At 72.6% G+C, this 22208-nt stretch carries 18 protein-coding genes, 1 tRNA gene, 1 other RNA gene and 1 riboswitch; of the genes, 17 read left to right on the forward strand and 3 right to left on the reverse strand.

Annotated features, from left to right (window positions below; all coding sequences use genetic code 11):
• The first annotated feature begins 10 nt into the window (after window positions 1–10).
• Complete coding sequence (gene prfB, locus ACIP4P_RS43130; RefSeq protein ID WP_400929360.1) at window positions 11–1123, forward strand: peptide chain release factor 2; 1113 nt, start codon at window positions 11–13, stop codon at window positions 1121–1123.
• Window positions 1124–1187: 64 nt separating this feature from the next.
• On the opposite strand, the gene ACIP4P_RS43135 is transcribed toward prfB, so the two are convergent.
• A complete protein-coding gene (locus tag ACIP4P_RS43135; protein ID WP_400929362.1) occupies window positions 1188–1382 on the reverse strand; it encodes a hypothetical protein in 195 nt (64 codons plus the stop codon).
• A 349-nt stretch (window positions 1383–1731) separates the two neighbouring features.
• Here ACIP4P_RS43135 and ftsE point away from each other — a divergent pair, with 349 nt between their 5' ends.
• The 8 genes from ftsE to ACIP4P_RS43175 all read left to right on the forward strand — a co-directional run bounded on the left by ftsE (window position 1732) and on the right by ACIP4P_RS43175 (window position 10749).
• Complete coding sequence (gene ftsE / locus ACIP4P_RS43140) at window positions 1732–2421, forward strand: cell division ATP-binding protein FtsE (RefSeq protein WP_030059730.1); 690 nt, start codon at window positions 1732–1734, stop codon at window positions 2419–2421.
• Window positions 2422–2498: 77 nt separating this feature from the next.
• Complete coding sequence (gene ftsX, locus ACIP4P_RS43145; protein ID WP_350514904.1) at window positions 2499–3410, forward strand: permease-like cell division protein FtsX; 912 nt, start codon at window positions 2499–2501, stop codon at window positions 3408–3410.
• 112 nt (window positions 3411–3522) lie between these two features.
• Window positions 3523–4659 (forward strand): S41 family peptidase, encoded by a 1137-nt coding sequence (locus tag ACIP4P_RS43150; RefSeq protein WP_400929366.1) that lies wholly within the window; start codon window positions 3523–3525, stop codon window positions 4657–4659.
• 58 nt (window positions 4660–4717) lie between these two features.
• Window positions 4718–5194, forward strand: a complete 477-nt coding sequence (gene smpB, locus ACIP4P_RS43155; protein WP_350514902.1) for an SsrA-binding protein SmpB — start codon at window positions 4718–4720, stop codon at window positions 5192–5194.
• An 86-nt stretch (window positions 5195–5280) separates the two neighbouring features.
• Window positions 5281–5662: a transfer-messenger RNA gene (gene ssrA, locus ACIP4P_RS43160) on the forward strand.
• A gap of 151 nt (window positions 5663–5813) precedes the next feature.
• Entirely contained in the window at window positions 5814–8117 is a 2304-nt protein-coding gene (locus ACIP4P_RS43165) for a HelD family protein (protein ID WP_400929371.1), read from the forward strand.
• Between the two features lie 347 nt (window positions 8118–8464).
• Window positions 8465–9937, forward strand: a complete 1473-nt coding sequence (locus ACIP4P_RS43170) for an NAD-dependent malic enzyme (protein ID WP_400929374.1) — start codon at window positions 8465–8467, stop codon at window positions 9935–9937.
• 530 nt (window positions 9938–10467) lie between these two features.
• A complete protein-coding gene (locus tag ACIP4P_RS43175) occupies window positions 10468–10749 on the forward strand; it encodes an HU family DNA-binding protein (protein WP_188304146.1) in 282 nt (93 codons plus the stop codon).
• A 70-nt stretch (window positions 10750–10819) separates the two neighbouring features.
• Here ACIP4P_RS43175 and murA read toward each other — a convergent pair whose 3' ends face one another.
• Window positions 10820–12160: a UDP-N-acetylglucosamine 1-carboxyvinyltransferase gene (gene murA, locus ACIP4P_RS43180; RefSeq protein ID WP_350514899.1), complete on the reverse strand. Its 1341-nt coding sequence runs from the start codon at window positions 12158–12160 to the stop codon at window positions 10820–10822.
• A 298-nt stretch (window positions 12161–12458) separates the two neighbouring features.
• On the opposite strand from murA, the gene ACIP4P_RS43185 reads away from it, so the two are divergent.
• The 6 genes from ACIP4P_RS43185 (at window position 12459) to ACIP4P_RS43210 (ending at window position 19833) form a co-directional block, all read left to right on the forward strand.
• Entirely contained in the window at window positions 12459–13052 is a 594-nt protein-coding gene (locus ACIP4P_RS43185) for a YqgE/AlgH family protein (RefSeq protein ID WP_400929379.1), read from the forward strand.
• Between the two features lie 74 nt (window positions 13053–13126).
• On the forward strand, window positions 13127–13411 hold the full coding sequence (locus tag ACIP4P_RS43190; RefSeq protein WP_350514897.1) for a DUF3039 domain-containing protein: 285 nt from the start codon (window positions 13127–13129) through the stop codon (window positions 13409–13411).
• 136 nt (window positions 13412–13547) lie between these two features.
• A complete protein-coding gene (locus ACIP4P_RS43195) occupies window positions 13548–15158 on the forward strand; it encodes a beta-N-acetylhexosaminidase (protein WP_400929382.1) in 1611 nt (536 codons plus the stop codon).
• Between the two features lie 318 nt (window positions 15159–15476).
• Window positions 15477–16343, forward strand: a complete 867-nt coding sequence (locus tag ACIP4P_RS43200; protein ID WP_400929402.1) for an FAD binding domain-containing protein — start codon at window positions 15477–15479, stop codon at window positions 16341–16343.
• Complete coding sequence (locus ACIP4P_RS43205) at window positions 16340–17506, forward strand: 2Fe-2S iron-sulfur cluster-binding protein (RefSeq protein ID WP_400929385.1); 1167 nt, start codon at window positions 16340–16342, stop codon at window positions 17504–17506. Before ACIP4P_RS43200 ends, ACIP4P_RS43205 begins: the two co-directional genes overlap by 4 nt.
• Window positions 17503–19833, forward strand: coding sequence for a xanthine dehydrogenase family protein molybdopterin-binding subunit (locus ACIP4P_RS43210; RefSeq protein WP_400929388.1), 2331 nt, complete (start codon window positions 17503–17505; stop codon window positions 19831–19833). Before ACIP4P_RS43205 ends, ACIP4P_RS43210 begins: the two co-directional genes overlap by 4 nt.
• A 99-nt stretch (window positions 19834–19932) precedes the next feature.
• Here the strand turns inward: ACIP4P_RS43210 and ACIP4P_RS43215 are convergent.
• Window positions 19933–20004: transfer RNA gene (locus tag ACIP4P_RS43215), tRNA-Cys, on the reverse strand.
• A gap of 84 nt (window positions 20005–20088) precedes the next feature.
• A riboswitch (guanidine-III (ykkC-III) riboswitch) is annotated at window positions 20089–20154 on the forward strand.
• Window positions 20155–20198: 44 nt separating this feature from the next.
• Between ACIP4P_RS43215 and ACIP4P_RS43220 the strand changes: the two genes are divergently transcribed.
• A complete protein-coding gene (locus ACIP4P_RS43220) occupies window positions 20199–20513 on the forward strand; it encodes an SMR family transporter (protein WP_350514894.1) in 315 nt (104 codons plus the stop codon).
• Window positions 20514–20622: 109 nt separating this feature from the next.
• Window positions 20623–22062: an MFS transporter gene (locus ACIP4P_RS43225; protein WP_400929391.1), complete on the forward strand. Its 1440-nt coding sequence runs from the start codon at window positions 20623–20625 to the stop codon at window positions 22060–22062.
• The last annotated feature ends 146 nt before the right edge of the window (window positions 22063–22208 follow it).

A 22208-nucleotide genomic window follows, 5' to 3' on the forward strand; every position in this document is an offset into this window, starting at 1 on the left:
CCCTGGGGGCGTGGCAGCCGTCGATCCTTCCGAAGAGCTCAAGAACCTCGATACGACCATGGGGTCGATCGAGGCCGTCCTCAACCTGGACAAGATCCGGGCCGACATCGCGGTCCTGGAGGAGGAGGCAGCCGCCCCCACCCTGTGGGACGACCTCGCGAACGCGCAGAAGGTGACCAGCCGGCTCTCCTTCCTCCAGGGCGAACTGCGCCGCGTCGAGGGCCTGCGCGGCCGCCTCGACGACCTGGGCGTGCTGTTCGAGCTCGCCGAGGCCGAGGACGACGCGGACACCCGCGCCGAGGCCGAGGCCGAGCTGGTCTCGCTGCAGAAGGCGGTCGAGGAGCTGGAGGTCCGCACCCTCCTCTCCGGCGAGTACGACGCCCGCGAGGCGCTGATCAACATCCGTGCCGAGGCCGGTGGCGTGGACGCCGCCGACTTCGCCGAGCAGCTGATGCGCATGTACCTGCGCTGGGCCGAGCGGCACGGGTACCCGACCGAGGTGTACGACACCTCGTACGCCGAAGAGGCCGGCATCAAGTCCGCGACCTTCACCGTGAAGGCGCCGTACGCCTACGGCACCCTCTCGGTCGAGCAGGGCACCCACCGCCTGGTCCGCATCTCGCCGTTCGACAACCAGGGCCGCCGGCAGACCTCCTTCGCCGGCGTCGAGGTGCTCCCGGTCGTCGAGCAGTCCGACCACGTCGACATCGACGAGGGCGAGCTGCGGATCGACGTCTACCGCGCCTCCGGCCCCGGCGGCCAGGGCGTCAACACCACCGACTCGGCGGTGCGCATCACCCACATCCCGACCGGCATCGTGGTCTCCTGCCAGAACGAGCGTTCGCAGATCCAGAACAAGGCGTCCGCGATGAACGTCCTCCAGGCCAAGCTGCTGGAGCGGCGCCGCCAGGAGGAGAAGGCGGCGATGGACGCGCTCAAGGACAGCGGCAGCTCCTGGGGCAACCAGATGCGCTCCTACGTGCTGCACCCGTACCAGATGGTCAAGGACGTGCGCACCGCGTACGAGGCGGGCAACCCGCAGGCCGTCCTGGACGGCGACATCGACGGCTTCATCGAGGCCGGCATCCGCTGGCGCAAGCAGCGCGAGACCGGCGCCGAGTAAGCACCCGGACACGGAGAAGGCCCCCGACCGCAGCGGTCGGGGGCCTTCGTCGTACCTCGGGGGCTCAGCCCAGTGCCTGCCGCGCGATCAGCGCCACCACGAGCAGCCCGGCCAGCAGGGCCAGCAGCAGTGCGGGGGAGAGCGCGGCGAACGGCCCCTGCTGCTCCTGCAGCCGGGCCCGGTTGGCGCGGCACACCGGGCAACGCCCGTCGCTGACGCGGCCGTTGCAGTTGGCGCACACCAGATGGTCGCACGTCATGCGATCTCCTCCTCGCTGCTACAGCCAACGCGCCGGACGGTGCTTTGGTTCCTGGTTCTGCCCTGTACGGGGGAGCGACCGGACCCGGTCGCCAACTCCACTCTGCCAGGTTCTGGCGGTTCCGGCTCCCGGGCTGTGAGATGGCTCGCAATTATCGGGGCACAACCGGACATTCTCCCCCAGATTCAGGTTTCCGTCCTGGGCTGTCCCTGCGGGCGGACCGCCGGTTCGCGTATGGTCCCAAGCCGGGAGCGGCCCTTCGCGCTCCCTTCGCCCGCCCCAGGACCGGGCCTCCGGGGCGGACCGACCGAGGACTGGCGCCGCCTAGGATGGCCTCCGTGATGCAGCCGTGATCAGATTCGACAACGTCTCCAAGACCTATCCCAAGCAGAACCGTCCCGCCCTGGACAACGTCTCGCTGGAGATCGAGAAGGGTGAGTTCGTCTTCCTGGTCGGCTCGTCCGGCTCGGGGAAGTCCACCTTCCTGCGCCTGTGCCTGCGCGAGGAACGCCCCAGCACCGGTGCGGTGCACGTCCTGGGCAAGGACCTCGGCAAGCTGTCCAACTGGAAGGTGCCGCACATGCGCCGCCAGCTGGGCACCGTCTTCCAGGACTTCCGCCTGCTGCCGAACAAGACGGTCGCGCAGAACGTCGCCTTCGCGCTGGAGGTGATCGGCAAGCCCAAGAGCGCCATCAACAAGGTGGTGCCCGAGGTGCTGGAGCTGGTCGGCCTCGGCGGCAAGGAGGACCGGATGCCCGGCGAGCTGTCCGGTGGTGAGCAGCAGCGCGTCGCGATCGCCCGTGCGTTCGTGAACCGTCCGATGCTGCTCATCGCGGACGAGCCCACCGGTAACCTCGACCCGCAGAACTCGGTCGGCATCATGAAGCTGCTCGACCGCATCAACCGCACCGGCACCACGGTGCTGATGGCCACCCACGACCAGGCCATCGTCGACCAGATGCGCAAGCGGGTCATCGAACTCGACAAGGGGTTGCTGGTCCGCGACCAGGCCCGCGGCGTCTACGGGTACCAGCACTGACCGATCGGCGCTGATCCGTAGGGCCGCCGGCCCGGACCGCCAGACCACGCAGTACCGACCCTGGAGTTGTTTCCCGCATGCGTGCCCAGTTCGTCCTGTCGGAGATCGGTGTGGGTCTCCGACGCAACCTGACCATGACCATCGCGGTCGTGGTCAGCGTCGCGCTCTCCCTCGCCCTCGCCGGTTCCTCGCTCCTGGTCCGCGACCAGGTGAACTCCATGAAGGGGTACTGGTACGACAAGGTCGAGGTGAGCATCTACTTCTGTACGAAGGCGGATGCCCGCAACTCGCCGCAGTGCGACAAGGGCGCGGCCACCGACCAGCAGGTCCAGGACATCAAGGACCAGCTGGACAAGATGAGTTCGGTGGTCCAGTCGTCCACCTACGAGAGCTCCGCCGAGGCGTACAAGCACTGGAAGGAGATGAACCCGGACAACCCGCTCATCTCCGTCCTGGGCCCGGACGCCATGCCGCAGTCCTGGCGGGTGAAGCTCAACGACCCGACCAAGTACGACGTCATCCAGAGCGCCTTCGCGGGCAAGCCCGGCGTCAAGTCGGTCGAGGACCAACGGAAGATCCTGGAGAACCTGTTCGGCCTGCTCAACGGCCTGCAGACGGCGGCGTTCGTGATCATGGTGTTGATGCTGTTCGTCGCGTTGCTGCTGATCGTCAACACCGTCCGGGTGTCGGCGTACAGCAGGCGGCGCGAGACCGGCATCATGCGCCTGGTCGGCGCGTCGAACTTCTACGTCCAGATGCCGTTCATCGCCGAGGCCGCGTTCTCCGCGCTGCTCGGTGCGGCGCTGGCCTCCGGCCTGCTGGTCGGCGGGCACTTCTTCGTCCAGAACTGGCTGGCCGACCGGGTGCAGTTCATCCACTTCATCGGCCTCAGCTCGGTGCTGGCGGTGATCCCGCTGCTGGTCGTGGTCGGCATGGGGATGGCCGGCATCGCGGCGTTCTTCACGCTGCGCAAGTACCTCAAGGTCTGATCCCCGCAGGTTGCTTCGGCCCCGTACGGCACTGCGCCGTACGGGGCCGTCGGCGTTCCGCGCTCCTCGTTCCGGCCCGCCGCGCGCGGTGCGGTGTCTACACTCCGTTGCCATGCTGCAAACTCCGCGCAGGGCACGTCAGGTGGCCGCCCTCAGCCTGGTGTTCGGCGCCGTGCTGCTGACCGGCGCCGCGACCGGTGCCTGGGGCGAGCCGGGCGACCCGCCGCGCCGCGCCCCCGCCGACCTGGCCCCGGCCGCCGCCCGGCTCCCGACGGACCCGGCCGGCGCCGCGCTGTCCGAGCAGCAGGCCGAGCACCTGCTCGCGGTTGGCGGCGACCGCTGGGGCGCGTACTACAGCGCCCAGGAGTACGCCGAGTTCAGCCAGGGCCTGGACGGCCGCTACTCCGGGGTCGGCCTGTCGGTCGGCCGCGGCGAGGACGGCGTCACCGCGGTCTCCGAGGTCACCCCGGCCGGACCGGCCGCCGAGGCCGGGATCGCCCCCGGCGACCGGCTGCTGGCGATCGACGGGGACCAGGCCGACCGGCTGCCGGTCACCGAGGTGGTGGCCCGGCTGCGCGGGCAGGGCGACGAGCGCCGGCCCGGCTCCGAGGTCACCCTGGCCGTGCGGCGCGGCGACGGACCGGTGCGCGAACTGCCGCTGCGCCGGGTGCTGCTGGACAGCCGGCAGGTCACCGCGGAGCACCTGGGCAAGGGTGTGCTGCGGATCACCGTCCGGGCCTTCACCAGCGGCGTGGCCGACCAGGTGCGGGCCGCGCTGCGCGCCCCGCACACCGGTGTGGTGCTCGATCTGCGCGGCAACTCCGGCGGGTTGCTGGACGAGGCGGTCGGCACCGCCGGGAGCTTCCTGGACGGCGGATCCGTCGGCTCGTACCAGGAGCGCGGCGAGACGCGGGAGTTGACCGCCCCGCCCGGCGGCGACCCGCGCACCCCGCTGGTGGTGCTGGTGGACGGCGGCACGATGAGCGCCGCGGAACTGCTCGCCGGGGCCCTGCAGGACCGCAGCCGCGCCGTCGTGGTGGGCTCCCGGACCTTCGGCAAGGGCACCGTCCAGCAGCCCAGCAGGCTCGCCGACGGGGCGGTGCTGGAGCTGACCGTCGGGCGCTACTACACCCCGGCCGGGCGCTCCCCGGACGGCACCGGGCTGACCCCGGACGTCCCGGCCGCGGCCGCCGAGGACGCCGACGCGCTCGCCCTGCGGGTGCTCGCCGGGCTGGGCACCCGGTCCTGACGGCCCGCGCCTAAAGCAGCTGCCCGACCCGGCGTCGAAGTGCGAGAATGGCCGCGCTATGGCAAAGGAAACCGGACAGAAGCTGATCGCGCAGAACAAGAAGGCGCGACACGAGTACACGATCCTCGACACCTACGAGTGCGGCCTCGTCCTCACCGGGACGGAGGTCAAGTCGCTGCGCGAGGGCCGCGCCAACCTGGTCGACGGCTACGCCTACATCCAGAACCACGAGGCGTGGATCGACAACGTCTTCATCCCCGAGTACACCCAGGGGACGTGGACCAACCACGCGGCCCGGCGCAAGCGCAAGCTGCTGCTGCACCGGCTGGAGATCCGCAAGATCGAGGCCACGGTCCGCGACGCGGGCCACACCCTGATCCCGCTGTCCCTGTACTTCAAGGACGGCCGGGTCAAGCTCGAACTCGCACTGGCGGTCGGCAAGAAGCTGTACGACAAGCGCCAGACGCTGCGCGAGAAGCAGGACACCCGCGAGACGGCCCGCGCGGTGGCGGCGGCCCGGCGGCGCCAGCGTTAATCCGCTGGACCCTCGCCGGTCGCCTCGCGTACTATGGCGTCAGCAACACGGACGGTCACCGTCCGAGCTGTTTCTCAAAAAAACATGGGGATGATCGGTTTCGACAGGGGATGTTGAAACAGGGGAAGCGAGCCGAGGAACGCGGCAATGATCTCGTTAACCACGTGTCGCAAAAAAATAATCGCCAACTCTAAGCGCGATTCCCAGCAGTTCGCTCTCGCTGCCTAATAAGCACCGATAGCGCTTGGGTGTCAGACCGGGGAGTTCCCGACCCGGACCCTGGCATAATCTAGGGAACTCAACCGTCCGCCCGGGCTGCGGGGGTGGATGGGAAATCAAACAGCAGCTGGGCCTGTTGGCGGCTTGTCCGTGTGACCGCCAGGGCCGAGAAAATCGCAGCGGACTGCGCTCGGAGAAGCCCTGAATTAACTCCACTGGACCCGGGTTCGATTCCCGGCATCTCCACCACCCCATGTTCACACCGAAGGCCGTCCACCGCTGATGCGGAGGGCGGCCTTCGAATTGTTACGGTCCCGGTGCCGCGTTGCCGCGCGCCCGGGCGTAGGATCATCCGTCCGCTCGTTTTCCGGAGCCGGATTCCGTCGCAACCCCCGAGGCCATGCAGAGCAACACGGACACCACCCCCACCCCCGATCACGAGAGCGTCCGCGAGCGCGAGATCGCCGGTGAGCAGCAGCACCTCGACACCGTCTACCACCGGCTGGAGGAGAAGCTCGCCGAGGCGGAGTACATCCTGGAGGACGCCGCCAAGCGGGTCCAGGTCGGTACCCCCGGCGCCCTCGCCGAGCGTGACGCCCAGGTCTACCGGGCCGGCGCGCACCTCCAGCGGCTCAACAACGAGTTCGAGGACTTCCTCTTCGGCCGGATCGACCTCCAGCGGGCGGACGCCCCGGAGGAACACGGCATCCCCTCGAACACCCCGCTCGACCCGGCCGACCCGGCGGTCGCCGAGACCCTCCACATCGGCCGCCTCGGCGTCCTGGACGCCGAGTTCGGCCCGCTGGTGATCGACTGGCGGGCCCCGGCCGCCGCGCCGTTCTACCGCGCCACCCCGGTGGAGCCCGGCCGGGTGATCCGGCGCCGGGTGATCCGCTCCAAGGGCCGCAGGGTGATCGGCGTCGAGGACGACCTGCTGCGCCCCGACCTCACCCCGACCCTGGGCGGCGAGGAACTGGCCGTGGTCGGCGACGGCGCGCTGATGGCCTCGCTCGGCCGCGCCCGCAGCCACTCGATGCGCGACATCGTCTCCTCCATCCAGAAGGAGCAGGACGAGGTGATCCGGGCCGCCGCGGCCGGGGCCACCCTCGTCACCGGCGGCCCCGGCACCGGCAAGACCGCCGTCGCCCTGCACCGCGCCGCCTACCTGCTGTACCAGGACCGCCGCCGCTACGCCGGGGGCATCCTGGTGGTCTCGCCCACCGCGCTGCTGGTCTCGTACACCGAGGGCGTGCTGCCCTCGCTGGGCGAGGAGGGCCAGGTCGCCATCCGGGCGATCGGCTCGCTGGTGGACGGCATCGAGGCGGGCACCTACGACACCCCGGAGGCGGCCCGGGTCAAGGGCTCGGCCCGGATGGTGCACCTGCTGCGCCGGGCCGCCCGGGCGGCGCTGGAGCTCGGCGCCCCGCAGGAGCTCAAGGTGGTCGCCCGCGGCGAGGTGCTGAAGCTGGACGCGGGCCGGCTGAAGGCCGTCCGCGGCAACGTGGTGGGGTCCGGCGGCACCCCGCTGAACCTGCTGCGCCCGCGCGCCCGCCGGCTGCTGCTGGACGCCCTGTGGCAGGAGGCCACCAGGCACCTGCCCAGGCCCGCCGACCACTACGCCCGGGAGCAGCGCCAGGAGGAGAAGGAGTCCTTCGACGAGTACGTCTCGGACGAGTCGTCGTTCCTGGACTTCCTGGACGCCTGGTGGCCGCCCCTGAGCCCGCGCCGGGTGCTCGGCACGCTCAAGCAGTCGCGGCACACCAACCGGATCGCCCGTCGCGCCGTGACCCCGGACGAGGCGCGGCTGCTGGCCGCCTCCTGGCGCCACCTGTCGCCGGAGGGCGCGGGCGAGCTGTCCGCGCACGACGTGGCGCTGGTGGACGAGCTGCAGCTGCTGCTCGGCGAGCCGGCCCGGCCGAAGGTCCGCGAGGTGGACGCGGTGGACCTGCTGAGCGGCCTGGACGAGGTGACCACCTTCGCCGACCGCAACTCCCGTCAGCGGGACCGTCGGCCGGTGGAGCGCACGGAGTACGCGCACGTCATCGTGGACGAGGCCCAGGACCTCACCCCGATGCAGTGGCGGATGATCGGCCGCCGTTCCCGGATGGCCACCTGGACCATCGTCGGCGACCCGGCGCAGTCCTCCTGGCCGTTCCCGCAGGAGGCCCAGGCGGCGATGGACGAGGTGCTGGCCGGCAAGCCGCGCCGCCGCTTCATGCTGACGGTCAACTACCGCAACCCGGCCGAGATCGCCGAGGTCGCGGCCAAGGTGCTGGCGCTGGCCGCGCCGGGCACGCCGTCGCCGAGCGCGGTGCGCCACGTCGGCGTCGAGCCGCGCTTCGCGGCGGTCACCGCCCCCGGGCCGGAGGCCTTCGGCCGGGGCGCCCGGGCGGAGCTGGAGCGGCTGCTGGGCGAGGTGGACGGCACCGTGGCGATCGTGGTGCCGATGGACCGCCGGGCCGAGGCGGCCGGCTGGGCCGAGGGCCTGGGCGAGCGCGTGGTGGCGCTGGGCAGCCTGGAGGCCAAGGGCCTGGAGTACGACGCGACGGTGGTCGCCGACCCGACCGGCATCGCCGGTGAGTCGGAGGCCGGCCTGCGGGTGCTGTACGTGGCGCTCACCCGGGCGACCCAGCGGCTGACCGTGCTGTCCGGTCCTGACGACCTGCCGGACGCGGCCGGCGTGCCCGCGCTGCTGCACGGCTGACCCGCCCACGACGAAGGCCCCTCACCGGTGGTGAGGGGCCTTCGGACGTTTAGTACACCGACCCGCCATGCTCGCCTCGCGGCAAGTGGTCCCTCTGAGGGACGAAGGTTGGGCCCGGGGGCTTGGATCGAGCCGGTGCCCGTCCAATGTAACGCATCGGCCGGGAGAGGCAAGGAGTGCGCGGTAGGGGACCGCGGGCGATCGGGCCCGGTTGTCGGATCCGCACACTCAATGAACGTTATTTCTGGCAATCCCTTGGAAGGTGCGACGATCGAGGTCTAGCATGCGCAGGCGATGCCTTCAACAAAATGTTGAGCCTGCGGGACAGACGGAAGAAGGAAGCGTCGATGGCGACGGTGCCCAGTGTCTCCAACTCGATCACGGTGCGACTGGAGGTCCCGGCCCGCGGCAACGCGGTCAGCGCGATCACCACGGCCGTGGAGTCCTCCGGCGGATCGGTCACCGGTCTCGACGTCACCGCGTCCGGCCTGGAGGCGCTGCGGATCGACGTGACCGTGGCGGCCTCCTCGGTCGCGCACGGCGAGGAGATCGTCGAGAAGCTGCGGACGATCGACGGCGTGTCGATCGGCAAGGTCTCGGACCGCACCTTCCTGATGCACCTCGGCGGCAAGATCGAGATGTCCTCGAAGCTGCCGATCCGCAACCGTGACGACCTCAGCATGATCTACACCCCGGGCGTGGCCCGGGTCTGCATGGCGATCGCCGAGAACCCCGAGGACGCCCGCCGCCTGACCATCAAGCGCAACAGCGTCGCGGTGGTCACCGACGGCTCGGCCGTGCTCGGCCTGGGCAACATCGGCCCGGCGGCCGCGCTGCCCGTGATGGAGGGCAAGGCGGCCCTGTTCAAGCGCTTCGCCGGGATCGACGCCTGGCCGATCTGCCTGGACACCCAGGACAGCGACGAGATCGTCGCCATCGTCAAGGCGATCGCCCCCGGCTTCGCGGGCATCAACCTGGAGGACATCTCCGCGCCGCGCTGCTTCGAGATCGAGGCCCGGCTGCGCGAGGCCCTGGACATCCCGGTCTTCCACGACGACCAGCACGGCACCGCGATCGTGGTGCTGGCGGCCCTCACCAACGCGCTCAAGGTGGTCGGCAAGCAGATCGGCGACATCCGGGTGGTGATGTCGGGCGCCGGCGCGGCCGGCACCGCGATCCTCAAGCTGCTGCTGGCGGCCGGCGTCGAGCACGCCACCGTCGCGGACGTCCACGGCGTGGTCCACCTGGGCCGTGAGGACCTCAACGACAGCCTGCGCTGGATCGCCGAGCACACCAACCGCTCGGGCCGCACCGGCAGCCTCAAGGAGGCCGTGGCGGACGCCGACGTCTTCATCGGCGTCTCGGCCCCGAACGTGCTGGACGGCGACGACCTGGCCACCATGGCGGAGCAGTCGATCGTCTTCGCGCTGGCCAACCCGGACCCGGAGGTCGACCCGGCCGTGGCCCGGCACACCGCCGCCGTGGTCGCCACCGGCCGCAGCGACTTCCCGAACCAGATCAACAACGTGTTGGTCTTCCCGGGTGTCTTCCGCGGCCTCCTGGACGCCCAGAGCCGCACGGTCAACACCGAGATGATGATCGCCGCGGCCCGGGCGCTGGCCACCACCGTCGGCGACGACGAGCTGAACGCCAACTACATCATCCCGAGCGTCTTCAACAAGGACGTCGCCAAGACCGTCGCCGCCGCGGTGCGCGAGGCGGCCCTGGCCGACGCCCAGGAGCCCGCCGTTCCGGCCCGTCCGACCCCCGGCATCGTCGGCACCCTGGACACCGCCGCGTTCCCCGTGGTCAAGCTCTGAGGGTGCCTTCCGGCGCCGTCGGCACGGTCCGACGGCGCCGTCGCTGATCGCTCAAATGTCCGATTAGCGGCCATACCCGCCCAAGTCCGCCCCGAACCCTTGCGACACAAGGGCGAGGGGCGTGTTTGGGCTTGTCGTGCCTAGGGCGTACGGTAGCCCTGGCCGGGGCAGGCGTGTCCGACAAGTACGGAACGTCCCCCTGGTCTTCCGGCGCGTCGTCCCGACCGCCGCCCGCTCCCGGTCCGCCGGAGCCGACGGGGCGTCACACCTCCGACGGGCGGGCGATGTTCGGGTGGCTCGGCCGGGGCCCGATTGGCTTTCTCAGGGCCGGTCGGGGCAGGATTCGTACCCAGGCAGGCGGCGGGCCTCTTCGACGGCTCCGGCGCGCGGCATCGGGTTCGGACCCGGCCTGCGACCACGCAATGCCTGCATGAGCACAGTGTGCGGACCTGCGGCCCATCCGGGTGCCCCCCGGTGGGAGCACCGATGGGCCCCCGCACACCGCAAGCGAACAGACCACAGGAGTACACATGAACCGCAGTGAGCTGGTGGCCGCGCTGTCCGAGCGCGCCGAGGTGACCCGCAAGGACGCCGACGCCGTTCTGGCCGCCTTCGCCGAGATCGTCGGCGAGGTCGTCGCCAAGGGCGACGAGAAGGTCACCATCCCCGGTTTCCTGACCTTCGAGCGCACCCACCGCGCTGCTCGCACCGCCCGCAACCCGCAGACCGGCGAGCCGATCCAGATCGCGGCCGGCTACAGCGCCAAGGTGAGCGCCGGCTCCAAGCTGAAGGAAGCCGCCAAGGGCGTCTGAACCACCCCTTGAACGCCCGAGAGGCCGGGCTCCCCGCGGGGAGCCCGGCCTCTCGCCGTGTGCGCCTTCGTTACGCGTCGACCAGCTGCTCGCTGGGCAGCTCGACGTGGGCGCCGAGGTCCCGCAGCTTGTCCATGAAGTTCTCGTAGCCGCGGTTGATCAGGTCGATGCCGTGCACGGTCGAGGTGCCCTCGGCCGCCAGCGCCGCGATCAGGTACGAGAAGCCGCCGCGCAGGTCCGGGATGACCAGCTCGGCGCCCATCAGCTTGGACGGGCCGGAGACGACCGCGGAGTGCAGGAAGTTGCGGGCGCCGAAGCGGCACGGGGTGGCGCCCAGGCACTCGCGGTAGAGCTGGATGTGCGCGCCCATCTGGTTGAGCGCGCCGGTGAAGCCCAGCCGCGACTCGTACACCGTCTCGTGCACGATGGACAGCCCGGTGGCCTGGGTCAGCGCGACCACCAGCGGCTGCTGCCAGTCGGTCTGGAAGCCCGGGTGCACGTCGGTCTCCAGGGCGATCGCCTTGAGCTCGCCGCCCGGGTGCCAGAAGCGGATGCCCTCGTCCTCCACCTCGAAGGCGCCTCCGACCTTCCGGAAGGTGTTGAGGAAGGTCATCATCTCCAGCTGGCGGGCGCCGCGGACGTAGATGTCGCCCTTGGTGGCGAGCGCCGCGCAGGCCCAGGAGGCGGCCTCCAGGCGGTCCGGGAGGGCCCGGTGGGTGTAGCCGTTCAGCTCGTCCACACCGGTGATCAGGATGGTGCGGTCGGTGCCCAGGGTGATGATCGCGCCCATCTTCTGCAGCACGCAGATCAGGTCGACGATCTCCGGCTCGATGGCCGCGTTGCGCAGCTCGGTGACGCCCTCGGCGAGGACGGCGGTGAGCAGCACCTGCTCGGTCGCGCCGACCGAGGGGTAGGGCAGCTCGATCTTGGTGCCGCGCAGCCGCTGCGGGGCGACCAGGTAGGTGCCCTGCGGGTGCTTCTCGATGGTGGCGCCGAACTGGCGCAGCACCTCGAAGTGGAAGTCGACCGGGCGGCCGCCGATGTCGCAGCCGCCCAGGCCCGGGATGAAAGCGTGGCCGAGGCGGTGCAGCAGCGGGCCGCAGAACAGGATCGGGATCCGCGAGGAGCCGGCGTGGGCGTCGATGTCGGCGACATTGGCGCTCTCCACGTGGGAGGGGTCGAGGATCAGCTCGCCGTCCTCGTCGCCGGTGCGCACGGTCACACCGTGCAGCTGCAGCAGGCCGCGGACCACCTTGACGTCGCGGATGTCCGGGACGTTGCGCAGTCTGCTGGGGCCCTGGCCGAGGAGGGCGGCGACCATGGCCTTGGGGACCAGGTTCTTCGCACCGCGGACGCGGATCTCGCCTTCGAGCGGGTTTCCGCCGTGGACCAGCAGGACGTCGTCGGTCATCGTTCTCGCAATCCGGGGTGCCAGAGGAGTGGGATCGGCTCCGGGGCGGAGCCGGTGGTGGACCGTGTAACGGGCGTACGGGCGCGTTCGGGCCCCCGGAGAATCCGAGTCGGCACCGTAGAGGGGCGTCCACCATCCGTAGATGGTAGTAGGCGTGCCGATGGTTCCCGTGAGCCTCTCCCGTGATGGTGCTCTCTCCGGCCCCGCTCCCGCCCTCCGGTGCGGCCGTACGGGTGTTCGTCCGGCGTGTCGGGGTTTCGGGTGTTGCGGTGTCCGACCGGTGCCGTTCTGCGGGATCATGTGTGGCATGACGGCGGCCCATTCGCACGGAGGCCGGTCGCACACCGGCCGTCTGCTCGTCGCGACGCCCGTGCTCACCGACCCGAATTTCGCCCGGGCGGTGGTACTGCTCCTCGACCACGACGTCGAGGGGGCGCTCGGCGTGGTGCTCAACCGGCCGACTCCGGTCGAGGTGGGCAGCGTGCTGGATGGCTGGGGCGGACTCGTCGGGCAGCCCGCGGTGGTGTTCCAGGGCGGACCGGTGGCGCTGGACTCGGCGCTCGGCGTGGCGGTCGCGCCGGGGGAGCCGGGCGGTGGCGAGCCGCTCGGCTGGCGACGGGTGCACGGCGCGATCGGGCTGGTGGACCTGGAGGCGCCGCCCGAGGTGCTGGCCGGGGAACTGGGCAGCCTGCGGATCTTCGCCGGGTACGCCGGCTGGTCGCCGGGCCAGCTGGAGACCGAGCTGGAGAGCGGTGCCTGGTACCTGGTGGACTGCGAGCCGGGGGACGTCTCCAGCCCCGAGCCGGAGCGGCTGTGGCGATCCGTGCTGCGCCGCCAGCGCGGCCCGCTGGCCCTGCTGGCGACCTACCCGGACGACCCGACGATGAACTGAGCGCAGCCCCCGCGGAGCGGGCCCGCCGCGCGATACTGGCCCGGTTTCCGGGGGCGCCCATAGACTTGGCACCCATGAGCACTCTTGAGCCCGAGCGCGGCCTCGGCACCGGCACCCTGGTCGAGCCCGTCCCGCAGGTGTCCAACGGCGACGGCGACCACGAGCGCTTCGCCCACTACGTCCAGAAGGACAAGATCATGGAGAGCGCGCTCTCCGGGTCCCCGGTGGTGGCGCTGTGCGGCAAGGTGTGGGTGCCCGGGCGCGACCCGAAGAAGTACCCGGTCTGCCCGATGTGCAAGGAGATCTACGACGGCATCGGCAAGCCGCAGGGCGGCGACGGGGACAACGGCGGCAAGTAGTCCGCCGCGGTCCGCGGGCCGCCGTTCCGCACGGCAGCGTTCCGTATGGCAGCTTTCCGCACAGCACCGTTTTGCATAGCACCGCGTTTCCGACGTGGTCTATGCCAATCGTTCCGGGCCTGGGCAGGATGTCGGAATGGACCTCATTCCCGCACCTTCGAGTGCCGTCCGGCGCCCGGACGGGGACTTCCCGCTCGACGCCACCACCACGCTGACCGCGCCGCCCGGGTTGGCCGATGCCGAGCGCTGGCTGCGCGGCACGCTCTCCGCCGCCACCGGGCTGCCGCTCGGGCCGGGGCGCCCGGGCGCCGGCATCGAACTGGTCCTGGACGACGCCCTGGCCGCCGAGGCGTACCGGATCACGGTGCGCCCCGGCCACGCCCTGCTCGCCGCCGGCGGCCCGGCCGGCGCGCTGTGGGCGGCCCAGACCCTGCGGCAGCTGCTCGGGCCGGACGCCTACCGGCGCTCCCCGCTGCGGCGGGAGGGCTGGGTGCTGCCCGGCGCGGACATCGCCGACGCGCCCCGGTTCGGCTGGCGCGGCGCGCTGCTGGACGTCGCCCGGCACTTCCTGCCCAAGTCGGACGTGCTGCGCTTCGTCGACCTGCTGGCCGTGCACAAGCTCAACGTGCTGCACCTGCACCTGACCGACGACCAGGGCTGGCGGATCGAGATCAAGCGCTACCCGCGGCTGACCGCGCAGGGCGCCTGGCGGGAACGCTCGATGGTCGGCTACCGGTCCGGGCAGCGCCGCGACGACCGCCCGCACGGCGGCTACTACACCCAGGACGACCTGCGCGAGATCGTCGCCTACGCGGCCGCGCGCGGGATCACCGTCGTCCCGGAGATCGACCTGCCCGGCCACACCCAGGCCGCCGTCGCCGCCTACCCCGAGCTGGGCAACACCGACGTGGTGGACACCGCCGCGCTGGGCGTCTGGACCGACTGGGGGGTGAGCCACCACGTGCTCAACGCCTCCGAGGAGACCCTGCGCTTCTTCGAGGGGGTGCTGGAGGAGGTCCTGGAGATCTTCCCGTCCGAGTTCGTCCACCTCGGCGGCGACGAGTGCCCCAAGGAGCAGTGGAAGGACAGCGCCGCCGCCCAGGCCCGGATCCGCGAGCTGGGCCTGGCCAACGAGGACGAGCTGCAGAGCCACCTGATCCGGCACTTCGACCGCTGGCTGGCCGGGCGCGGGCGCCGGCTGATCGGCTGGGACGAGATCCTGGAGGGCGGGCTCGCCCCCGGTGCGGCGGTCTCCTCCTGGCGCGGCTTCGGCGGCGGGATCGCCGCCGCGAAGGCCGGGCACGACGTGGTGATGTGCCCCGAGCAGCACGTCTATTTCGACCACCGGCAGGCGGACGGGCCGGACGAGCCGATCCCGGTCGGCTTCGTGCGCACGGTGGAGGACGTCTACCGCTTCGAGCCGGTCCCGGCGCAGCTGGACGAGGCCGCCGCCCGGCACGTCATCGGCACCCAGGCCAATCTGTGGAGCGAGTTCATGGACAGCGCCCGGGACATCGACTACCGGGCCTTCCCCCGGCTGGTCGCCTTCGCCGAGGTCGCCTGGTCCGAGCTGCCCGCCGAGCCGGCCGAGCGCGACTTCGCGGGCTTCGAGCGGCGGCTGACCGGGCACCTCGCGGTGCTGGACGCGCTGGGCGTCGAGTACCGCCCGGCGGACGGGCCGCACCCCTGGCAGCGGCGGCCCGGGGTGGCGGGACGGCCGATCGAGGGGCCGCCCCCGGTGCGCTGAGGTGGTGCTGCCGTGCGCTGAGGTGTCCCTCGGGAACTTATGGACGGTCATCTGACGTCAAGAAAAGATGAACATCTGCTCCGGTCCTGTTCGGGCCGGGGCAGATACCGCCCGGATTCCGTCCCAATCGGGCAGTCCCGTTCACCGGTCCCGAAATGATCATCGAGCATTGTGTGCCAGAGTTGCCCAACCCGGCCCGATCGCCCGTACCCTACGGCCAGGCCGGGCTGCTGACGCGGACAGTGCGGCCACGGCCGCGGGCGGCAGACGATCGATGAGCAAGTGGAGCACGGTGGGACCCAGGTGAACCGGACGATCATGCTGCCGGCCTCGCTCGACGAGGCCGTCGACGCGCTGGCCGCCGCCCCGGCCGCGGTACCGGTGGCCGGAGCCACCGACCTCATGGAGGCCGTCAACGCCGGACGGCTGCGCCCCGCCGCCCTGGTCGGCCTCGGCCGGATCACCGAACTGCGCGGCTGGCGCTACGAGGACGGCGGCACCGCCGTGCTCGGCGCCGGACTCACCCACGCCCGGATGGACCGCCCCGACTTCGCCGCGCTCATCCCCGCCCTGGCCGACGCCGCCCGCACCGCCGGCCCGCCGCAGGTCCGCAACGTCGGCACCCTCGGCGGAAACATCGTCACCGCCGCCTCGGCCGGCGACACCCTCCCGGTGCTCGCCGCCCTGGAGGCCACCGCCACCCTGGCCCGGGCCGGCGGCACCCGCGAGGTGCCGGTCGGTCACCTGCTCACCGGCCTCGACCCGGTGCGCCCCGGCGAACTGCTCACCTGGGTGCGGGTGCCGCTGCTGCACGCGCCGCAGGTCTTCCTCAAGGCCACCGGCCGCAGCGGCCCGGCCCGCGCCACCGCCTCGGTCGCGCTCGTCCTCGACCCGGCCCGGCGCGCCGTGCGCTGCGCCGTCGGGGCCGTCGCCCCGGTGCCGCTGCGCCCGCTGGAGGCCGAGGCCTGGGTGGCCGGCTGCATCGACTGGGACGGCAGCCGGGAGATCGACCCGGCCGCGGGCGCCGCCTTCGGCGAGTACGTGGCCGCCGCCTGCGTCCCCGACAACTACGGCGCCGAGGGCGCCTGGGAGGCCGTGACCGAGGGGCCGACCGCGGCCGCCGTTCGGCTGCGGCGTACCGTATCGGTGCTGGCCCGACGGGCACTGGGAAGGGCGCTGAAGTGACCACAGACCCCATCGAGACCCTCGACGCCGACCCGCTCGGCCTCACCCCCCAGGTCAGCCGGGAGCTGCGCCCGTGCGCCTCCTACACCCTGCGGGTCAACGGTTTCGAACGGCCCGTCACCGACGCCTGGATCGGCGAGAGCCTGCTCTACGTGCTGCGCGAGCGGCTCGGCCTGGCCGGCGCCAAGGACGGCTGCGAGCAGGGCGAGTGCGGCGCCTGCTCGGTGCAGGTGGACGGCCAGCTGGTGGCCGGCTGCCTGGTGCCCGCCGCGCTGGCCGCCGACAGCGAGATCAACACCGTCGAGGGCCTGTCGGCCGGCGGCGGCGCGAGCGACGTCCAGCAGGCGCTGGCCGGCTCCGGCGCCGTGCAGTGCGGCTACTGCACCCCCGGCATGGCGATGGCCGTGCACGACCTGCTCCAGCGCAACCACCGGCCCACCGAGGTCGAGGCCCGGCAGGCGCTGTGCGGCAACCTGTGCCGCTGCACCGGCTACCGCGGGGTGCTGGCCGCCGTCCAGACCGTCGCGGACGCCCGCGCGGTGGAGGCCGAGGAGGCGGAGGAGGCCGCCGCGGCCGCCGCCGAACCGGCCGCGCGGCCCGCCGCCGCCGAGCCGCAGCCGGCCGTCGAGCCGCCGGTCCACGCCGACGCCGAGGCCTGGATCGAGCACGTCCCGCAGCCGCCCGTCGAGCCGGTCGCCGCCCCCGCCCAGGAGCAGGCCCCGGCGCCCGCCCCGGCCGAACAGCCGTACGGCGACGGCGGCTACGACACCGGCGTGTACGACACCTCCGCCCTGACGGGGGCCCAGCCCGGCATCCCCGCCCAGGCCGTCGACGACCAGGTGTACTTCCCGCCGCAGGGCTACCCCGAGCAGCCGTACCAGGCCACCCCCGCGCACGGCACCTACGTGCCGGCCGGCTACCCGGACGGCCACCAGCAGCACCCCGGCTACGACACCGGCTACGACGCCCCGGTGTACGAGCCCACCCCCGCGCACGGCACCCCGCTGCCCGGCGCCCGCCACGACGGCACGCCCCCGCACGGCACCCCGTACGCGGACCCGCACGGCACCCCGGCCGAGGCCGGCGTCCCGACCACCGGCGTCCCCTACGGCGCCACCCCCGCCCACGGCATCCGGCTCCCCGAGGACGACCACGCATCATGACGTCGCCTACCGACATCGGCGCAGCACTCCAGCAGGACGGCGGCGAGGGCGGCGCCGCACCGGAGCCGTTCGGCCTGGGCAGCTCCCCGCTGCGCAGCGACGCACTGCCCAAGGCGCTCGGCATCTACCCGTACGCGGCCGACCTGTGGGCCGAGGGGCTGCTCTGGGGCGCGGTGCTGCGCTCGCCGCACCCGCACGCCCGGATCCGCGGCATCGACACCTCGGCCGCGCTCGCCCTGCCCGGGGTGCACGCCGTGGTCACCGCCGCCGACCTGCCGCCCGGCCCGGACGGCCGTCCGGACGGCGCCCCGGCCGGACCGATCGTCGCCGACCGGCCGGTGCTGGCCGCCGACGTGGTGCGCCACCACGGCGAGCCGATCGCCGCGGTCGCCGCCGACCACCCGGACACCGCCCGGCTGGCGGTCGGTCTGATCGCGGTCGACTACGAGCCGCTGGAGGCGGTCACCGACCCCGAGCAGTCCTTCACGGCGCCGGCGCTGCACCCGGACGGCAACCTGTTCCGCCACCTGCCGCTGCGCACCGGGGACCCGGACGCGGTCGGCGAGATCGTCGTCGAGGGCCTCTACCAGGTCGGCCGGCAGGACCCGGCCCCGCTGGGCGCCGAGGCCGGGCTGGCCGTGCCGCGCCCGGACGGCGGCGTCGAGCTGCACCTGTCCTCCACCGACCCGCACGGCGACCGCGACCGCACCGCCGCCTGCCTGGGCCTGGAGCCGGACCGGGTCCGACTGGTCGTCACCGGCGTGCCCGGCGCCACCACCGACCGCGAGGACATCTCCTTCCAGGTCACCCTGGCGCTGCTGGCGCTGCGCACCGGCCGTCCGGTGAAGATGACCCTCACCCGCGAGGAGTCCTTCCACACCCACGCCTCGCGCCACCCCGCGCTGCTGCGCTACCGCCACCACGCCGACGCCGAGGGCACCCTGGTGAAGGTGGAGGCGCAGATCCTGCTGGACGGCGGCGCCTACGCGGACGTCTCCGCCGAGGCGCTGGCCGCCGCGACGGCCTTCTCGGTCGGCCCGTACGTCTGCCCGAACGTCTTCGTGGACGCCTGGGCGGTGCGCACCAACAACCCGCCGGCCGGGCGGATGCGCGGCGAGGGCGCGCTGCAGGCCTGCTTCGCGTACGAGTCGCAGCTGGACCAGCTGGCCGCCCGGGTGGGCGTGGACCCGGTGGAGATCCGCCGTCGCAACGCGATGGCGACCGGCGACCCGCTGCCCACCGGACAGGCCGTCACCTGCCCGGCCCCGGTGCGCGCGCTGCTGGACGCGGTGGCCGCCGAGCCGCTGCCGGCGCTGCCGGTGGACGACCCGGACGCCGAGTGGCTGCTGCCGGGCGGGCCGGGCGGGGCCGGGGACCCGGCCGCGGTGCGGCGCGGGATCGGCTACTCCGTCGGCATGGTGCACATGCTGGGCGCCGAGGGCGAGGACGAGGTCTCCACCGCCACCGTGCGGGTGAGCGGCGACCACGCCACGGTGATCTGCGCGGCCGTCGACGCCGGGCAGGGCTTCGCCACGCTGGCCCGGCAGATCGTGCAGACCGTGCTGGGCATCAGCGAGGTCTACATCGCCCCGGCCGACAGCGACCAGTCGGTCGCCGGGCCGTCCGCCCGGGGCCGGCACACCTGGGTCTCCGGCGGGGCGGTCGAGCGGGCCGCGCTGATGGTCCGCCACCAGCTGCTGCAGCCGATCGCCGCCGACTTCGGGATGTCGGTGGAACTGCTGCAGATCGCCGACGGCAAGATCACCTCCTACGACGGGGTGCTCGGGATGCCGGTCGCCGAGGCGCTGGAGGGCAAGGAGCTCTGGGCCACCGCGCAGTGCCGCCCGCACCCGACCGAGCCGCTGGACGAGTCCGGGCACGGCGACGCCTTCGTCTCCATCGCCTTCTGCGCGATGCGCGCGGTGGTGGACGTGGACATCGAGCTGGGGGCCGTCCGGGTGGTCGAGATGACCGTCGCCCAGGACGTCGGCCGGGCGCTGAACCCGCGCCAGATCGAGGACCGGATCGAGGCGGGCGTGGCCCAGGGCGTGGGCCTGGCGCTGATGGAGGACCTGTGCACGGAGGGCGGGGTGCTGGTCAACCCCTCGCTCACCGGCTACCGGCTGCCCACCTCGCTGGACACCCCGGAGGTGCGGATCGCCGCGCTGCTGGAGGAGCGGGACGTGGTCGCCACCTTCGGCGCCAAGGCGGTCAGCGCGGTGCCCGCGGTGGTCGCCCCGGTGGCCGTCGCCGCCGCCGTCCGGGCCGCCACCGGCCTGCCGGTGGGCCGGCTGCCGATCCGCGCGGAGGACGCCGTCACGGCCTGAGCCGCGCCGCGGAACGCGGAATTCCGGGAGGCGGGATTCCGCGGAACGGAATGCGGAATTGCCGGTCGACCTTTCCGGTCGACCGGCAATTCCTGTTCGAGGCCGTGGCGGGAATTGAACCCGCGTGTACCGCTTTGCAGACGGTTCCCTGAGCCACTCGGGCACACGGCCAGTGAATTCAGGATGGCGGACCGTCGGAATGAGGTCAACGACGTTCTGTAAATTCTGTGTGGCAATGTGTGCTACGGTTGGAAGCAGGTGGTTGTTTCCCCGCCACCCCGGACGAGCGCGTCGTACCCGGTGACGACAAGACGGCGCAGTTCAGCGGCAATCCGGCCGCTGTGGACTGCGGAGGTACGGCCGTCATGGCTTGGCTCGTTCTGATCGTCTCGGGTCTCCTGGAGACCGTCTGGGCAGTGGCCCTGGAATCGTCCAAGGGCTTCTCCCGCCTCGTTCCCAGCCTCGTCTTCGGCGTCGCGCTGCTGTTCAGCATGGGCGGGCTGGCGTACGCGATGCGCACCATTCCGATCGGCACCGGGTACGCGGTCTGGGTCGGCATCGGCGCGGTCGGCACCGCGCTCTACGGCATGGCGGTGCTGGGGGACGCGGTGACCGCGGCCCGGATCGGCTGCCTGCTGCTGATCGTCTGCGGCGTGGTGGGACTCAAGGTTCTGCACTGAGGCCCTTGGCACCGAGGCCCCGGGCGCCGAGGCCCTAGGTCCATCGGCGGAGCGGTTCACCGCCGCAAGTCAGGAGCCACCGGCCTAGACGGCTCTTACGATGTTACGTATGACCACAGCCTCCCCCACCTCGGTCGACTCCGCCTCGATACCCACCGGATCCGACCCCGGTGGGGGAGTCATGAGCGCCCGGTACCGGGCGCTGACGCTGGGGATCGTGTCGGTGGTCCTGGTGATCGCCTTCGAGGCGACCGCGGTCAACACCGCGATGCCGACCGCGGCCCGTCAGCTGGACGGCCTCCAGCTGTACGCCTTCGCCTTCTCCGGCTACTTCACCACCACGCTGTTCGCCCTGGTCGTCTCCGGCCAGTGGTGCGACCGGCGCGGCCCGCTGCGGCCGCTGTTCACCGGCATCGCGGTGTTCGGGGTGGGCCTGGTGGTGGCCGGGACGGCGCCCGGCATGTGGGTGTTCGTGGCCGGCCGGGCGATCCAGGGGCTGGGCGGCGGGCTGGTGATCGTCGCGCTGTACGTGGTGGTCGGCCGGGCCTACCCGGAGCGGCTGCGACCGGCCGTGTTCGCCGCCTTCTCCTCGGCCTGGGTGCTGCCCTCGATCGTCGGGCCGCTGGTCTCCGGGGCCGTCACCCAGCACCTCGGCTGGCGCTGGGTGTTCCTGGCCGTGCCGGCGCTGATCCTGCTGCCGCTGGCGGTGATGGGCCCGGCGCTGACCCGCTCCGAGCGGGAGCACCCGGTGCTCCGGGGCGCCGACTTCGACCGCCGCCGCACCCTGCTGGCCGCGATGGCCGCGGTCGGCGCCGGGCTGCTGCAGTACGCGGGCCAGCGGCGCGACCTGGTCGGTCTGGTCCCCGGGATCGCCGGGGCGGCGCTGCTGGTGCCGGCCGTCCTGGGGCTGCTGCCGAAGGGGACCCTGCGGGCCGGGCGCGGACTGCCGACGGTGATCCTGCTGCGCGGGGTGGCGGCGGGGGCGTTCTTCGCGGCCGAGGCCTTCATCCCGCTGATGATGACCACTCAGCGCGGCTTCTCGCCGACGCTGGCCGGGCTCACCCTGACCAGCGGCGGGCTCTCCTGGGCGCTGGGCTCCTGGCTGCAGGGCCGGCCGGGGGCCGAGCGCTACCGCGGGGCGATGATCCGCGGCGGCTTCGTGCTGACCGCGGTGGCGATCGCGGGCGCCGCGCTGGTGCTGGTCCCGGCGGTGCCGTCCTGGACGGCCTCGGTGGCCTGGGGCGTCGGCGGCGTCGGGATGGGGCTGACGGTCGCCAGCGTCAGCGTGCTGATGATGCGGCTCTCCGCGCCGGAGGACGCCGGGGCCAACTCGGCCGCGCTGCAGATGAGCGACGCGCTGGGCAACGTGCTGCTGACCGGCCTGGCGGGCGTGCTGTTCGCGGCGCTGGGCGGCGGCTCGTTGGCCGCCGCCCACGAGGGCGCCGGGGCCGACGGCTCGCCCGGCGCCTTCGCGGCGATCCTGCTGGTGATGGCCGCGGTCGCAGTGCTGGGGGCGCTGCTCGCCGGCCGGGTGCGCGCCCGGTCCTGACCGCCCCGGTCAGCTCGTGGCGGTGGCGCTGGGGGAGGGGGCCGGCGGCGCCGCCGCCGGGGTGCCGAGGAAGGCCTCCCAGCCGCCGGCCGGGGACTGGCCCGGGCCGAGGCCCTGCAGCTTGCGCAGCACCGCCGGGTCCTGGG

Source organism: Kitasatospora sp. NPDC089509 (assembly GCF_044749365.1).
Taxonomy (GTDB): Bacteria; Actinomycetota; Actinomycetes; order Streptomycetales; family Streptomycetaceae; genus Kitasatospora.